The following is a 15,017-nucleotide window of genomic DNA, read 5'->3' as shown; positions in this document are numbered from 1 at the left end:
GTGACACATGTCGTGAGCGACGCGCAGGCGCCCGCCCGGCAACGGGAGTTCTGCCTCGCCGGCCGAGAGAAGATCCCCCCACCCGCGGGCGGCGTCCCCACCGCGTCCCTGCCCTATCTGTACGTGTCACCAGGCATAGGCCCGTGCACGTGCCACGACAACGCCGGAGTCATCCTGTGACCGAGCAGTTCCCGTTGCCGAACCTGTCCACGGAGAAGGACTACGTGGGCACGGCTTTCTCCCCCATCTACACGACGACCGTGACCGTGAGCGGCGGCGTCGCCTCCCACGGGCGCGCCTCCGGCCGGGCAGTCTCGTCCGACGGGGCCCTCGATCTCGACCTGCGCATGCCCGCCGAACTCGGCGGGGACGGCCGGGCGACCAATCCCGAGCAGCTGTTCGCCGCCGGTTTCGCGGCCTGCTTCCACGGAGCTCTGAGCCTGGTGGCGCGCCAGGAAGAACTCGACCCCGCCGCCATCTCGGTGGACGCGACCGTCTCCTTCGGGCGGGATCCGGACGACGGCGGCTATCTGCTGCACATCGCTCTGGTGGTGAACTGGCCGGAGGTGGATCCGGAGATCGCGACCCCGCTGCTGGAGCAGGCCGACTCGCTCTGTCCCTACGCGCGTATGGCGTGGCGCGGCACTCCGACCACCATCAGGCTGGCTTCCTAGGGCGGGCTGCCGACCACCGTTCGCCGACACCGGTGGCCGCGCGGACCCGGCCGCCGTGGCGGTGCGGGAGGGCGTCGGCGATGTCGCCGGCGTCCGCCCGGACCGCGCCCCCGTCACGGTGGACGGCGGCGCCCCTGGGGACGTTCGCTGTCATCGGGGCTGACCGGCGCAGCCCTCTCGGCACCTGTATGACCAAGCAACACGTAAAAGTGTGACAACAGTGTGATCCTCGCTTGCCCTGACCTCACGCTCGCACCCGCCGCTCCTGTCACAAGATGGGTGATCACTCGGTCTGAAGGTTGAGTCACGCACCATGCCTCCCGCCATGGCACGACCGGAAACGAGGAACTCCATGTCTGGTGTGAATCCCTTTGTGATCGTCGGAGGCGGCCTGGCCGCGGGCACGGCCGTGGAGGCCCTGCGCGAACGCGGCTACGACGGCCGCCTCCTCGTCATCGGTGACGAACGGGAGAGGCCCTACATCCGGCCCCCGCTGTCCAAGGGCTATCTGCTGGGCAAGGAGGACCGCGAGTCGATCTACGTCCACCCCGAGAACTGGTACGCCGACCACGACGTCGACCTGCTGCTCGGAACGACCGTGCGCACCGTCGACCCGCGCGCGGCACTGGTCGAACTGGAGGGTGGCCGACGCATCGCGTACGCCAGGCTGCTGCTCGCCACCGGCTCGACGCCGCGCCGTCTGCCGGTCCCCGGAGCCGACCTGGAGAACGTGCTGTACCTGCGCCGGGTCGGCGACAGTGATCGGCTCAAGGCCGCCTTCACCGAAGGCGCGCGGATCGTGGTGATCGGCGGCGGCTGGATCGGCCTGGAGACGGCGGCCGCCGCCCGCCTGGCCGGGTCGGAGGTGACGGTCCTCGAGCACTCCGAGCTGCCGTTGCACAAGGTCCTGGGCCGGGAGGCGGCCCAGGTGTTCGCCGGTCTCCACACGGAACACGGAGTGCGCCTGCACCCCCATGCGGAGGTCGAGCGCATCACCGCGAGCGACGGCCGCGCGGACGGCGTGCTGCTCGCCGACGGAACCCACCTGCCGGCCGACGCCGTCGTCGTGGGTGTGGGCATCACGCCGAACGTCCGCCTCGCGCAGGAAGCCGGCCTGGAAGTGCGCGACGGCATCGTCGCCGACGAGCATCTGCGCACCTCGGCGCCCGACATCTACGCCGCGGGAGACGTCGCCAACGCCTACCACCCTCGGTACGGCCGTCATCTGCGCGTCGAGCACTGGGCCAACGCACTCCACCAGCCCCGCACGGCGGCGGCGAGCATGCTCGGCGAGCACGCCGTGTACGACCGCCTGCCGTACTTCTACACGGACCAGTACAACCTGGGCATGGAGTACACGGGCCACACCGAACCCGGCGGAAACGACCGTGTGCTCTTCCGGGGCCCGACCGACAATCGCCAGTTCATCGCTTTCTGGATGTCGGGGAACCGCGTCGTCGCGGGGATGAGCGTCAACGTATGGGACGTCATCGACCCGATCCGCGCGCTCATCGAGTCCGGGGCCGAGCTCGACGACGCCGCCCTCACCGATCCCGCCGTCCCGCTGGGCAGCCTTCTGCCCTGACGCACCGCCACGGGCCCCGGGTTGTCACGAACACCCCGCGGTCCGGCTCGGAGTCAGTGACGGACCAAGCAATCGAAATTCTTGCGGGTGGCTGTCACAACCACGGTGACAACCCGGTCTTTACCTGATGAAGACCAAAACGTATCCGCCGAGCCTTCCGAGAGGGATTGCATCATGCAGGTTGTAGTCATCGACGGAACCGGCGTCAACACGCTGACCGGTGAGGGTCTCGCCGAGGTCCTGGAGGGCGCACAGGTCGTGGTCGACGTGTCCAACTCCCCCTCGTTCGCGGACGACGACGCCATGGAGTTCTTCCGCACCTCGACCGCCAGCCTCCTCAAGGCCGAGGGCGAGGCCGGTGTGACCCACCACGTCGCCCTGTCGGTGGTCGGCGCCGAGCACCTCCAGGACAGTGGCTGCCTCCGTGCCGAGCAGGCGCAAGAGGAGCTGATCAAGGCGTCCGGGATCCCGTTCTCCATCGTGCACACCACGCGGTTCTTCGAGTTCATGAAGGGGATCGCCGCCGAAGCGACCGAAGATGACACCGTACGGCTGGCCCCGGCCACGATCCGCCCCATCCACTCGGACGACGTGGCCGCCACCGTGGGCCGTACGGCCCTCGGCACCCCCGTCAACGGCGTCGTGGAGATGTCCGGTTCCGACACGTTCCAGCTGGACGAGGTCATCCGCAAGGGGCTGGCCGCGAAGAACGACCCGCGCACCGTGGTGACCGGCCCGCACGCCAGGTACTTCGGCGCCGAGCTGCAGAAGACCACCCTGCTGCCCGGCCCCGACGCGCGGATCGCGGACACCCGCTTCACGCAGTGGCTCGCACAGCAGCAGGCGTGAGCGTTCCCGGGATGGCCCGTCGACAGAGCCACCCCGTCGCGGATTTCCGCCTCAGCCGGTACCAGCGATTGACCGTTGTCTACATGGCGGAAATTTCGATTCCGTTGAAGGACTGCTCGAACTCGACGGTTCCCGGCCTTTGCTTTCGGAGGCCCACGCGAGTGAGCGGACCGAGAGCCCGGACACGGGCATCACGGAACGCGACGAGCACCTCAGAGGGCCCGACTTCAAGGGAACCCGCACATCAAGGACCATCCGGGCCGATCGGGCCACCGCCTGACGTCAGGACTTCCGCACCAGCCACATCCACACCAGCCCTCTCTCCCGCCGTCCCGCCGAGACAGGACCACACGATGACGACCACCTCCCCCGCCCCGCTCTCCGTCGCGGACCTCGCGCGGTCTCTGGCCGCGGAGGCCGTCTCTCTCACCGCCCACATCTCCGAACTGCGAGGCACCCTCGCACTGCTCGACGTACAGATGCAGTCGGTGTCCGACGCCCTGAGGCAGCTTCGGGCCGCCGCAGCCGAGAAGGCGCCCGCGTCACCACACCCTTGCGGCGCGCCCTGAGCTCCGCTCACGAGTCGGCGCCCGGACGACTATGACTCCGGCGATCCTGTCCGCTCCTTCCGGTCCCGTCCAGTCCCGTCCGATCCTTCCGATCGGGCGGGATCATTGCGTTCCCGGACTCTGCGTGACACACCGGGCGGCCGGCGCGTCGTAGGCGTGGGCACGCGGGCAACGAAGGGTGGGCTGCCAACTCGCCGCCTCAGCACAGAATTTGAAGCCGCGTCAGCGCGCCGCTCCCGCCGCCGCCTCGATGACGCGGACGACCTCACCCGGCCGCGAGACGCTCACGGCGTGCGACGTCCTTACTTCGGTGGTGTACGCGTGGGCACGGTCGGCCGTGAAGTACTGGGCCTTCCGAGGAATGCTGCGGTCCTCGGTGCCGGGGAACGTGCCCGACAGCTCGACCGCGTTCTCTCCCTTCTCCGGCAGGAAGGCAGCGATGCAGACGAGCGCCTTGCCGTTCTTCACACCCTGGGCGGCGTCGCTGATGACCGACCCGCCGTAGGAGTGTCCCGCCGGCACCACGGGCCCGTCGATCTCGGCCAAGACCTCCTTCAGGTAGGCGGCGTCGATGCCGAGCCCGCGCAGCGGGTTGGCCGCGGCCACGACCGGATAGCCCTCCCTCGACAGCCGCTGCACGACACCGTTCCAGCTGCTGGAGTCGGCGAACGCGCCGTGGACGAGAACGACGGTCCGCTTTCGGCCGGGCGGCGGAGAACCCTTGCCGGCGCTCGCCGGCGCGACCGACGTGGCGAGCAGAGCCGCGGCGACACTTGCCGTGGCCAGGAGGGAGAGAGGGCCGCGGGCGCGTCGGGGCAGAGAAGGTCGTTGCATGGCAGGGCCTTTCGGAATGGAGACTGCTTCATCCGTCCGGTCGGACGGAAGCGCGGGTGAGGGGTGGGCGCACGGCCGGGGAGGGCCGCGCCGAGGAGGACGCCGGGTGCGTGTCAGTCGTCGTGGAGGGCGGTGCGCAGGCTGCGGATGGCCTGCTGCACGGCGGCGTCGGTGGCTCGCGTGTCCCGCACGGGGTTGAGCATCATGAAGTCGTGCAGGCTGCCGTTGTAGCGAATGCTGGTGGTCGGCACGTCGGCCTGGGTCAGCTTGCGGGCGTACGCCTCGCCCTCGTCGCGCAGAACGTCGTTGTCGTCCACGAGCACGAGCGCCGGCGGCAGTCCCTGCAGGTCCTCGAGCCGGGCCCGCAGCGGCGACGCCGTGATCTCCGCGCGCCGCGCCGGGTCGGTGGTGTAGCAGTCCCAGAACCAGGCCATCGCCTTCGCCGTGAGGTAGGGGCCGTCCGCGAACTCGCGGTAGCTCGGGGTGTCCTGGCCCGCGTCGGTGACCGGGTAGTAGAGCGACTGGTGGACGAAGGTCACGTCACCACGCTGCTTGGCCATGAGGGTCAGCGCGGCCGTCATGTTGCCGCCGACCGAATCTCCGGCCACGGCCATGCGGGAGGCGTCGAGGTCTTCCCGGACGCCGTTCGCGATGACCCACTGGGCGGTCGCGTACGCCTGCTCGATGGCGACCGGGTACGTGGCCTCCGGGGACCGGTCGTACTCGACGAACACCACGGCGGCCCGCGCGCCGACGGCGAGTTCGCGGACCAGACGGTCGTGGGTGCCGGCGTTGCCGATGACCCAGCCCCCGCCGTGGACATAGAGCACGACCGGCAGGGTGCCTTCGGTGTCGGCGGGCTTGACGATGCGCACCTGGACGTCGTCGACGTCGGCGGGCACCGTGATCCATTTCTCCTGCACATCGAGCTTCTCGACGGGCGCGGACTGCAGATCGTCGAGCACCTTCCGCGCGCCGTCCGGGCCCAGTTCGTACAGGAACGGCGGGGTGGCCGTCGCATCGGCGATCGCCTGGGCAGCGGATTCGAGTATGGGACGGTTCATGTTCTTCCTTCATATATCAGTGGGATTACGTACCGCGTGCACTGTCATGACAGTTGACTCGTCGAAGGTGTGACATCGATGTGAGACGGTGTTTGCCAGTGCTGTCGGTCGGCGACTTCCTTCTGCTGCGCCGCGCACGCGGATCGGCATGCCGTTCGCGCGAGCGTGCAGGACGAGGCCGCGGTCATGCCGTTGGAGAACGAGGGCCTGACGTCTGGTCACGACGAAGAGCTGAGGAAGCTGTCCAGACAGGTCTCCCCAAGGAGAAGGGACCAGTGATGCCCGGGCGGCGCCGGCGTTCAAGCAGAGGTGCTCGCCTCGGCGCGGTCGCCGCGTGCCCTGCGACGTCGCAGGGCACGGCGTTCGGCATCCGTGGTTCCGCCCCAGATTCCCTCCACGGCTGCCACGTTCAGTGCCCAGCCCAGGCATTCCGGCATGACGGGGCAGGTGTGGCACACGGCTTTCGCCTCGTCGATCTGGTCGAGTGCCGCGACGCTGCTGCTCGCGCCGATGGGAAAGAAGAGTTCGGGGTCCATGCCCCGGCAGCTGGACAATTCACGCCAGTCCATGAGCTTCCTCCTGTGCGGAAAGGTGGTTGGGTTCGCAAGCGCACGGTGCGGTGTTGTGCCCCACGCCGGGGAGACGCGAGCGCGGGCCCCCCACCACGTGGAAGCCGCTCCCGGCGTTCGCCCGCGTGCACGACAGGTGACACGTTCTTTGCGCTGAACCGCTGTGGCCACGGCGGTGAGGTCGCTTGGGGGCGCAATCCTGCCTGTGCCGCTCACAACAGCGTCACGGTCTCTGGCACATGAGACCGGGGGGACCGTGCTTGTGTGACACCGAAGCGCCGGCCGGTTCGGCATCCGAGACACATCGCCGCGGTCGCCGCCGCGATGTCACAAGACCTGTGCCTGCCTGGTCTCGTCTTTCGAGACGGAGAAGGAGGCGGGCATGGAGTTTACCGACGGGGCGCTGCCGATCGGGGAATTGGTGGCCGAGCGGCGTCATCTGCTGGATGTGGCGCTCTGGATGCTGAGCAGTGGCGGTGAGGCCGAAGCAGTGGTGGATGAGGCCTATCGGCAGTGGTACGGACTTCCCGAATCGGAACAGGCGGTGATCGAGGAACCCCGCGCGTGGTTGTCACACGTGGTGGGCGGGATCTGCCTGGAGCGCCTGACGCGGCCGGGCAGGCGGCGGCGTGGCGGGCCCGCTACGGAGCCGCAGGACGCGGCCGGTGAGCAGCGGCGCATGCTGGAACAGGAGGTCAGCACGGTGCTGTTGGGGGCGCTGGACGCGTTGTCCCCGGCCGAGCGGGCCGCGTTCGTGCTCAACGATGTCTTCGGAATGGCGCCCGGAACGGTGGCGACCATCGTCGGGCAGTCCGAGCCGGAGTGTTCCGAGCTGGCGGAACGGGCCCGGCGGAGTCTACGGGCCACGCGCGGGCGGCCGACGACACCGGAGCAGCAGGACGCGGTGGTGTGCGAGGTGCGCGAGGCGTGCACGCTCCAGGATCCGGAGCGGCTGATGGCGGCGCTGGCCCAGGACGTGACGGCGTTCTTCGACGGCGGCGGCAAGGTGCGGGCCCAGGTACGGCCCGCGCACGGGCGGGAAAAGGTTGCACGGAGTCTGCTGACGCTGTTGGCCCCGCGTCCGCGCACAACGGTGGACCCGCACTCCGTCAACGGGCGGACCGGGCTGGTCGTGCGCTACGACCGGCGGGTCGCCGCGGTCATCAGCCTCGACCTCGCCGGCCCTCAGGTCGTTCAGGTCTGGGTCGTCGTCAACCCCGACAAGCTACGTCCCTGGAACCAGGCCGCTCCCAGCTACCGCTGACGCACCCACGCCATGCCGGTGCGGCCGGCGAGGACAGGCCACGGCGGCCGCACCGACGGCGGGAGCGGCCCGCCTCGCCCACATCTGACCGGGATCGCCCTCACACGCCGAGCACGGTCTCGTACCGCGAAGGCGAGTCGAGGAACGCGGCGATCTTGTTCGGGTTGCACACCCACATCACCCGGTGAACGCCTTCAGTCGAAGCCGCCACCGTCATGAACGTCGTGGGGCGGCCGCCCCGGCAGAGCAGCACCCCGCTACGTCCGTTCGCCTCGACGAAGCGCACCTCCACCTCGCCCCAGAACCTCGGGAACGCGGTCGACGGATTCGCCACCCGCGCACGTCCCAGCACCGGAACGCGAGCGGCGCCGCGCAGGCCGCCGTCGGACGGACTCACGGCCCCGGGTGTCAACAGCGCCTCCAGCGAGGCGACGTCACCCTGCCGTGCCGCCGCCACGAACGCCTCGAGCAGGCGCCTGTGCTCCTTCAGGACGTACGCGGCCCGCTCCGCGGGCGTCAGCTTCTCCAGGACCAGCAGGAGCGCGAGTTCCAGCCCTTCCGCCCGTTGCGCGCCCACGTCCGGATCGCTGCTCGTGTCGATCGGTTCCGGCAACCACGGCCGATGCAAGTCTCCCGGCGCACACGGGTGGACCGGGCCACGTTGATCGCCAGCCGGGTCGTCGCGCTCGACAGAAAGGCCACGGGGCTGACCACGGCCGCACGATCGGTCTTCGGCCCTCGCAGCCACACCTCCTGCGCGACGTCCTCGGCCTCCACCGCGCTTCCCAACACGCGGTAGGCGATCACCATCATCGGAACGAAACGTTGTCACAACGTGTCCAGGCGGTCCTGGCGTCAGCGCGAAACTCCTGGCCCGGACCACCGTCGGCAACCAGGACTCGCATCGGCCGGAATCGCGGCGACAGGACGCTCCCAACCCTGGCTGCGACTTCGAGTGGAAGCGGATTCACTGGGTACACACCCAGGCACCGTGTGCATGGATCTGATGTCTTCACGGCACAAGAGGGATCCCCCATATGATGGGGAGTGGTACGTGTGGGGGCGGACAATTCGAGGCGAGCCGTGCCCGGACCCGATCACACGGGTTGAGGACGAGAGGAACGCATGGTGTCTGTCACCCACGCGGCACATCACATCGAGGTCACCGCCGAGAGCCTGCAGGGGGACCTGGCCCGCCTGGAGGTCCAGAAGCAGGCGCTGGAGAGAGAACTGGCCGCGGTCGTCGCCCACCTCGGCTCCGTCCAGCGGGCTCTCAGCGCCCTTCAGATCCTCATGCCGCCCGCCGGATCGAGCTCTTCGGATGCTGCGGCCGCGACGCCCGCGCCCGGCCCCTCCGTGGTGGACCCGGCTGTGCCCACGGCCGCACCCCAGGACCAGGGAGTCGCGCCGGAATCCTCCGAAGTGACGGGCGAGCAGAACAAGTACGGCAAGCTCACCGAGCAGATCCTGGACTACTTCTCCGGGGCCGGCGACACCGACGTACGGGCCCGCGATGTCGCGGCGGCGCTCGGCCGAGCCACGGACAGCGGGAGCATCAACGCGGTCCGCAGCACTCTCGACCGGTTGGTCGGCACCGCGCGGATCCGTCGCTCGGGCCGCGGCCTTTACCGCGCCGCGTAGGTCATAGGCCCGACACTGTCAGTACCGGTCGCAGAACGTCGGTACCGGCCGGAGAGGAAGAGCCCCACCAGGTCCCGTCGGCTGTGTACGCCGGTCTTGGCGAAGACGCTCTTGAGGTGCTGTTGCACCGTGTGCAGGGTCACTGACGAACTCGCGGCGCTCTGTGCCGTGGACCTGCCCCGACGGATGAGACGGACGACCTCCCGTTCCCGGCCCGTCAGCGCGTAGTCCGACATCAGCAACGGCAGCATCTGGCCTGCCGACGCGTGCTCGACGACGACGGCGACCCCGTCCTCGCTCCCCCGCCCCCGCACATGGGCTCCATAGAGCGCGAGCCGGCCACCGTCCGCCGTCCGCAGAGGTGACGCGGGCGAAAGGTGCTCATGCTGTCGCCTCGTTCCGGTCCGCGGCCCGCGAGGTCGCGGCTGCCACGGACGGGACGACTGTCGGCAATCGGCCCGCGCCCGGGTCGTCGCCGGGAAGCCTCCGCAGCCATCGCCCGATACCCGGCGACGCCGATCGCACCGCGAAGGCCCGGTCGAGGATGACGAGCCCGGGGGTCTCCTCCGCCTCGATGGAGCCCGCTGGCGGGACTGGTCGGTCGGCCGGATCAGGATCTCCTTGACGGCTACGTGCTCGGGCTGGGTGACGGCGTAGACGATTTCGGCGGCGATGTCCTCGGGCTGGAGCGTGCGCATCGACTCGGCCATGCTCCTGGCCGCGGCCTGGACGGCCGGGTCCGTGACCTGACTCGCGAGTCGTCGCTACGAAGCCGGGCTCGATGACGACGACCCGCACGCCCTACGTGGTGACCTCCTGGCGCAGCGCCTCCGAGAAGGCGTTGACGCCGAACTGCATGGCCGCGTACACGCCGCTCGTGGCCGATGCCGTCCTTCCTGAGGTCGATGAGGCCTGCACCACCGCGCCCTTGGTTTCGAGCAGGTGGGGCAGCGCCGCGTGGACCATGTACATCGACCCGAGCAGGTTGGTCTCGACCATGCGTGTCCACTCCGAGGTGTCCGCGCCGAGGATCGGGCCGCTGAGCATGACGCCCGCGTTGTTCACGAGGACGTCGAGGGTTCCGTCGTGCTCGACGGTTGCCGCGACCGCGTCGCTCCTACACTTTTCCGGAAAAGGCACATGGGAATTCCGTGCCGGGCTCACAATTCCCCGCGCGCCGGGGATCAGTCCGTGAGATCGACGCGTACCGTCGTCAGACCGGCGCCCATCGCCCGCACCGCGGCGCTGTTGAACCGCGGCAGGCTCTTCAGTCGTGCGCGGGCGTCGTCGTCGGGCATCACATGGGCGGTCCCGGTGTACCAGCGACCCCGGACGCGGACCCGGACCCTCGGGTCCGCCTGGATGTTGCGCACGTACTGCGAACGCTCGCCGTACTCGCTGACGAACCAGAACTCCCGTCCCGTCAGACGTCCGCCGACCGGGGTCCGGCGCGGCAGCCCCGACTTGCGTCCCGTGGTCTCCAGCAGGGTCTGGATCGGCAGGCGCTTCAGGAGCGGATTGCCGATCCACCGCTGGAACGACGTGACGACGCGGTATTTCCGTTCGGGGTTGCGGGACATGCGGGGTCCTCCTGCTCGGTGCCGGGCACCATTGTGCAGGGCCCCGCGACCGTCTCACGACCACCGTCAGAGTTCCGTTTCGATCAGACGGTTGAGGTGGCGGCGCGTGTCCTCGGTGCTCGGCGGGGGTGCCTGCCGCAGCCGTTGCGGGGCAAGACCGTCGGCGAGGGCGGGGCAGCGGACCGTGCAGCCGTCCAGGCCGCCGGAGCCGAACTCCCTCTCGGTGACACCTCGTTCGGCCAGTTCACGGATCTGGGTGCGCCAGGCGTCGTAGCACTCGGCCTGGCCGCGGGCGAAAGCCTGGTCCGGGTCCTGGCCCGTCGCATGGCTATGGCTATAGCCATAGCCATGGCTGGGTCCGGGTCCGGGTCCGGGTCCGGGTCCGGGTCCGGGTCCGGCCATCGTGGCCGGCGTCGTCCGGGCACACGACGCCACACTCCCGGCGCTGATGTTCCCCGGGTGCAAGGCGCTGGGCCCGGGCAGCGGGGTCGCAACGCGAACAACCGTGCCTTGCCCCTGTCTTTGGTGATGTGTGCTCGTGGCCGCGAGCGCAAGGAGCCTTCGCCGAGACGGCCACTCCCTCAAGGCTGCACGGCACCTGGCCGGTCCGGCCGGCCTCGGGATCACGACACTCAGAGCATCCCTCTGCGAACTTCGCGCTCAGAAAGTCTTGTTGGCCTCGTTGACATGCCGCAAGCACTCGCGTTTCACTCGACTCTCGTGCATGGCAACGTTGTCAGGCCGTCGGAGCGACCGGCGCCGTTGCCCCTCGCTGGCGTTTTCCGTTCCCCGAGGACGTCAGCACCGATGTGCGAATCGTGAACCGCTGCGGAGGCAACCGATGGTCAGACCTCGACGTTCTACGGCGCCACGTGACCGAATGAGATTCCGGCAACGCCTGGCGGTGGTGTCCGTCCTGGGCATCGCCGTACTCCCACTCCCGGCGATCGGGGGCGCCCATGCCGCGAGCGCCGCGACGCCGGCCCTGGTGAAGGACCCCGCGTCCCTCGTCAACCCCCTCATCGGTACCTCCGGTGCGGTGGACACCTTTCCCGGCCCCGACATGCCCGCCGGCATGGTGCAGTGGGGTCCCGACACGACGCCCGACCGGCCCTCCGGCGGCGGCTACGAGTACAACGACAACAAGATCTCCGGCTTCAGCCTCACCCATGTCTCGGGCCCCGGCTGCGGCGTCGCGGGTGACCTGCCCGTCCTGCCGGTGACCGGCGCGCTGTCGGGCAAACTCGGCGACACGTCCGTCGGCTTCAGCCACGACAACGAGCAGGCGGGTATCGGGTACTACAAAGTCACCGACGCGAACGGGGTGAAGACCCAACTGACCGACACCACCCGTGCGGGGCTGGGCACCTTCACCTTCCCCGCGGGCCGGCAGGCGAACCTGCTGTTCAAGCTCAGCGGGGGTGCCACGCAGGTGGACGGAACCCGAGTCCAGGCGGTGAACAAGAAGGAGATCAGCGGCTCGATCGACAGCGGTCACTTCTGCGGCGCGAGCAACAGGTACACGCTGCATTTCGACATCAAGTTCGATCGGCCGTTCACCGCGAGCGGCACCTGGGTCGGCAGCACCATCAACCCCAGCGCGACGTCGCTGAAGGCGGACAAGGCCCAGCAGAACCTGCAGACGCACCCGTCGAAACCGCTCAAGGAGAAGCACTTCACCGTTCCCGCGGCGCCCTCCCCGACCGTGCACGGGAGCGGCACCGCATCCTCGAGCACGCCGTCCCCGGCGCCCAGCGCCGATGCGGGGTCCGGGGCTTCCACCACGAGCAAGGCCGCCGTCGAGCCCCCCACCACGGGTGCGAACGGCATGTACCTGACCTTCGACACCTCCTCGACCCCGACGGTGAGCGCGAAGGTCGGCATCTCGTACACGAATGACGCCAACGCCGCGGACAACCTCACCACCGAGATCAGGAATTGGAACCTCGGCGCCGTCGAGCAGGCGAACCACGACGCCTGGAACGCGGTACTGAACAAGATCCGGACCGGCGGCGGGTCCTCGGACCAGCAGGTGCAGTTCTACACCGCGCTCTACCACGCGCTGCTGCACCCCAACGTCTTCTCGGACGACAACGGCCAGTACATGGGCATGGACAACCAGGTCCACAAGCTGGCCAAAGGCCAGCAGGCCCAGTACGCCAACTACTCGGGCTGGGACACCTACCGCTCCCAGACCCAGCTGATGGCGATGGTCGAGCCCAAGGTCACCAGCGATGTCGTCACCTCGATGCTCAACGGCTACGACGAGACGGGCCTGCTGCCCAAGTGGGCCTCGAACAACGGCGAGAGCTATGTGATGGTCGGCGACCCCGCCGCCGGCATCATCGCCGACGCGTACGCCTTCGGCGCCCGGAGCTTCGACACCGACAAGGCACTCGCCGCCCTGCAGCACGAGGCCACTGCCCCGAACAACGACCGCCCCGGCGAGTCGGTGCGGGACACCAAGGGCTACCTCCCGCTGGACGAGAACGACTACGGCTGCTGCAACTTCTACGGCCCGGTCTCCACGCAGCTGGAGTACGACTCCGCCGACTACGCCGTCGCCGCCTTCGCGAAGTCGCTGGGCAAGACGGCCGTGTACGAGAAGTTCGCCACTCGCGCCCAGGACTGGATGAACGTCTTCAACCCGCAGACCGGCTATGTCCAGGGCAAGAACAAGGACGGCCAGTTCGCGACCGGTTTCACCCCCGGCACCTCCAACGGCTTCGTGGAGGGCACCTCGGCCCAGTACACGCCGATGGTCCCGTTCAACCTGCAGCAGCTCATCCAGGCGCGCGGCGGCGCCAAGGCGTACTCGTCCTTCCTGGACAGCCTGCTCGACAACATCACGCGCCCCGGCAACACCGACGCCGACCTGAGCAACGAGCCCAGCGTGGAGATCCCCTGGGAGTACGACTACACGGGCCAGCCGTGGAAGACCCAGGTGGCCGTCCGCAAGGCCCAGCAGAACCTGTACTTCAACGCTCCCGTCGGCTCGTTCGGCAACGACGACCTCGGCGCGATGAGCTCCTGGTACGTCTGGTCCGAGCTCGGCATGTACCCGCAGACCCCGGGCACGGACACCCTGGCGCTCGGCAGTCCGGCGTTCCCGGTGGCCAAGGTGACCTTCGGCAACGGCAAGTCGGTGCAGATCACCGCGCCCCAGGCCGCACCCGACGCGCCGTACGTGCAGTCGCTCGACGTCAAGGACAAGGAGTGGACGACCTCCTGGCTGACGTACCAGCAATTCGCGGGCGCGGGCACGGTCGACTTCACGCTCGGCACCGAACCCGACACGTCCTGGGCGTCCGACCCGTCGGCGGCACCGCCGTCCGACACCACGGGCGGCGACCGGGTCCTGGCGGCGACCGGCCCCTCCAGCGACGGCCTGGTGCTCCAGCCTGGCGCGTCCGGTGACGGCACGCTGGACCTGACCAACCTCGGCGGCAAGGCCGTCACGGTCGACTGGAAGGCGACGGCGCCCTCCGGCGTCACGCTGGACACGACATCCGGCTCGGTGACGGTGCCCGCCTCGGGCAGCGGCGAGGCGAAGGTCCATGTGACGGCGGGCGCGGACGAGGGCACGTTCCCGGTCACCTTCGCGCTGACCGACCACGGCACCGGTACGGCCGTGAGCGGGGCCACCCTCCGCGTGGCGGTGGCCAAGGCCGGTGCGCTGTGGCCGTACGACACCAACGAGGGCATCTACCCCGACGGCGCCGGCTACTCGGGCGGCTTCGACGGCGGCGGCTGGGCGTTCTCGCAGAACGCGCTGTCGGCGGCGGGTGTCACGAGCGGGTCCACCGTCACGGTCGACGGCGTCTCCTACACCTGGCCGACGGTGACGTCCGGTCAGCTGGACAACCTGGAGATGGCCGGCCAGACCATCCCGATGCCGGCCGGTACGTCGGGTGCGTCGCTGGGCCTGTTGGGCTCGGCGGCCAACGCGCCGACCGACGGCAGCGGGGTCTCGGGCACGGTGACCGTCGCCTACACCGACGGCACCACCTCCCAGGCGACCGTCGGCTTCTCGGACTGGACACTCAACGGCGGGTCGAGCAAGCCGCTCGCGGGTGACACGACGGCCGTCACGACGGCCTACCGGAACACCGGGAGCGGAGGCCGGGACAACGTGAAGACCTACGTCTTCGCCACGAAGGTCCCGCTCGACGCATCCAAGCAGGTGGCGTCGATCACGCTGCCCGTGACGGGCTCGACGGGCACCGACCACCTGTTCGCCTACGGCTTCGGCCAGTAAGAGCTCGGCACACGCCGACGCATTCGGGCCGGTTCCCGGGCATGAGCCCGGGAACCGGCCCCACGCGGGCGCGGCCCCGCCCGGTGCACCACTCGAGCAGGTGATAACGCCACGAACGCCCGCGTGACAT

Annotated in this window: 17 protein-coding genes; 8 read left to right on the top strand and 9 right to left on the bottom strand. The window is 69.4% G+C overall.

From position 1 onward, the window contains the following. The 5 genes from ACIRA5_RS31615 to ACIRA5_RS31595 all read left to right on the top strand — a co-directional run bounded on the left by ACIRA5_RS31615 (nt 1) and on the right by ACIRA5_RS31595 (nt 3,677). On the top strand, nt 1-180 hold the full coding sequence (locus ACIRA5_RS31615; RefSeq protein WP_403696425.1) for a hypothetical protein: 180 nt from the start codon (nt 1-3) through the stop codon (nt 178-180). Beyond that, a complete protein-coding gene (locus tag ACIRA5_RS31610) occupies nt 177-674 on the top strand; it encodes an Ohr family peroxiredoxin (RefSeq protein WP_352050244.1) in 498 nt (165 codons plus the stop codon). Before ACIRA5_RS31615 ends, ACIRA5_RS31610 begins: the two co-directional genes overlap by 4 nt. Before the next feature lie 352 nt (nt 675-1,026). Beyond that, the gene (locus tag ACIRA5_RS31605) at nt 1,027-2,259 is read left to right on the top strand and encodes an NAD(P)/FAD-dependent oxidoreductase (RefSeq protein WP_403696423.1); all 1,233 of its coding nucleotides are present in this window, start codon (nt 1,027-1,029) and stop codon (nt 2,257-2,259) included. A gap of 174 nt (nt 2,260-2,433) precedes the next feature. Next, entirely contained in the window at nt 2,434-3,108 is a 675-nt protein-coding gene (locus ACIRA5_RS31600) for an SDR family oxidoreductase (RefSeq protein WP_403696421.1), read from the top strand. 353 nt (nt 3,109-3,461) lie between these two features. Beyond that, complete coding sequence (locus ACIRA5_RS31595) at nt 3,462-3,677, top strand: hypothetical protein (RefSeq protein ID WP_403696419.1); 216 nt, start codon at nt 3,462-3,464, stop codon at nt 3,675-3,677. Between the two features lie 222 nt (nt 3,678-3,899). Here the strand turns inward: ACIRA5_RS31595 and ACIRA5_RS31590 are convergent, their stop codons facing one another. From ACIRA5_RS31590 to ACIRA5_RS31580, 3 genes are all read right to left on the bottom strand, one after another. Further along, entirely contained in the window at nt 3,900-4,511 is a 612-nt protein-coding gene (locus ACIRA5_RS31590) for an alpha/beta fold hydrolase (protein ID WP_403696417.1), read from the bottom strand. Between the two features lie 113 nt (nt 4,512-4,624). Further along, nucleotides 4,625-5,575, bottom strand: a complete 951-nt coding sequence (locus tag ACIRA5_RS31585) for an alpha/beta hydrolase (protein ID WP_403696415.1) — start codon at nt 5,573-5,575, stop codon at nt 4,625-4,627. Between the two features lie 299 nt (nt 5,576-5,874). Then, a complete protein-coding gene (locus tag ACIRA5_RS31580; protein WP_403696412.1) occupies nt 5,875-6,144 on the bottom strand; it encodes a WhiB family transcriptional regulator in 270 nt (89 codons plus the stop codon). A 382-nt stretch (nt 6,145-6,526) separates the two neighbouring features. On the opposite strand from ACIRA5_RS31580, the gene ACIRA5_RS31575 reads away from it, so the two are divergent. Further along, the gene (locus tag ACIRA5_RS31575; RefSeq protein WP_403696410.1) at nt 6,527-7,408 is read left to right on the top strand and encodes an RNA polymerase subunit sigma; all 882 of its coding nucleotides are present in this window, start codon (nt 6,527-6,529) and stop codon (nt 7,406-7,408) included. A gap of 100 nt (nt 7,409-7,508) precedes the next feature. On the opposite strand, the gene ACIRA5_RS31570 is transcribed toward ACIRA5_RS31575, so the two are convergent. Then, nucleotides 7,509-8,021, bottom strand: coding sequence for a hypothetical protein (locus ACIRA5_RS31570; RefSeq protein WP_403696575.1), 513 nt, complete (start codon nt 8,019-8,021; stop codon nt 7,509-7,511). Beyond that, nucleotides 7,925-8,218: a sigma factor gene (locus tag ACIRA5_RS31565; protein WP_403696561.1), complete on the bottom strand. Its 294-nt coding sequence runs from the start codon at nt 8,216-8,218 to the stop codon at nt 7,925-7,927. Before ACIRA5_RS31565 ends, ACIRA5_RS31570 begins: the two co-directional genes overlap by 97 nt. Nucleotides 8,219-8,533: 315 nt before the next feature. Between ACIRA5_RS31565 and ACIRA5_RS31560 the strand changes: the two genes are divergently transcribed. After that, nucleotides 8,534-9,049 (top strand): hypothetical protein, encoded by a 516-nt coding sequence (locus ACIRA5_RS31560; RefSeq protein WP_403696409.1) that lies wholly within the window; start codon nt 8,534-8,536, stop codon nt 9,047-9,049. Here the strand turns inward: ACIRA5_RS31560 and ACIRA5_RS31555 are convergent. The 4 genes from ACIRA5_RS31555 to ACIRA5_RS31540 form a co-directional block, all read right to left on the bottom strand. Next, nucleotides 9,034-9,363, bottom strand: coding sequence for a helix-turn-helix transcriptional regulator (locus ACIRA5_RS31555; protein WP_403696407.1), 330 nt, complete (start codon nt 9,361-9,363; stop codon nt 9,034-9,036). The genes ACIRA5_RS31560 and ACIRA5_RS31555 overlap by 16 nt on opposite strands. A gap of 487 nt (nt 9,364-9,850) precedes the next feature. Continuing rightward, entirely contained in the window at nt 9,851-10,189 is a 339-nt protein-coding gene (locus ACIRA5_RS31550) for an SDR family NAD(P)-dependent oxidoreductase (protein WP_403696405.1), read from the bottom strand. 44 nt (nt 10,190-10,233) lie between these two features. Next, nucleotides 10,234-10,629 (bottom strand): nitroreductase/quinone reductase family protein, encoded by a 396-nt coding sequence (locus tag ACIRA5_RS31545; protein ID WP_403696403.1) that lies wholly within the window; start codon nt 10,627-10,629, stop codon nt 10,234-10,236. 66 nt (nt 10,630-10,695) lie between these two features. Then, entirely contained in the window at nt 10,696-11,031 is a 336-nt protein-coding gene (locus ACIRA5_RS31540; RefSeq protein WP_403696401.1) for a TetR family transcriptional regulator C-terminal domain-containing protein, read from the bottom strand. Nucleotides 11,032-11,509: 478 nt separating this feature from the next. Here ACIRA5_RS31540 and ACIRA5_RS31535 point away from each other — a divergent pair, with 478 nt between their 5' ends. Then, complete coding sequence (locus ACIRA5_RS31535; RefSeq protein WP_403696398.1) at nt 11,510-14,887, top strand: lectin; 3,378 nt, start codon at nt 11,510-11,512, stop codon at nt 14,885-14,887. Nucleotides 14,888-15,017: the final 130 nt, after the last annotated feature.

Origin of the sequence: Streptomyces sp. NPDC096311, from assembly GCF_044763085.1 — a bacterium.
Taxonomy (GTDB): Bacteria; Actinomycetota; Actinomycetes; order Streptomycetales; family Streptomycetaceae; genus Streptomyces.
Note: the sequence above shows the minus strand (reverse complement) of the source record. Positions and strands in the feature narration are given on the sequence as shown.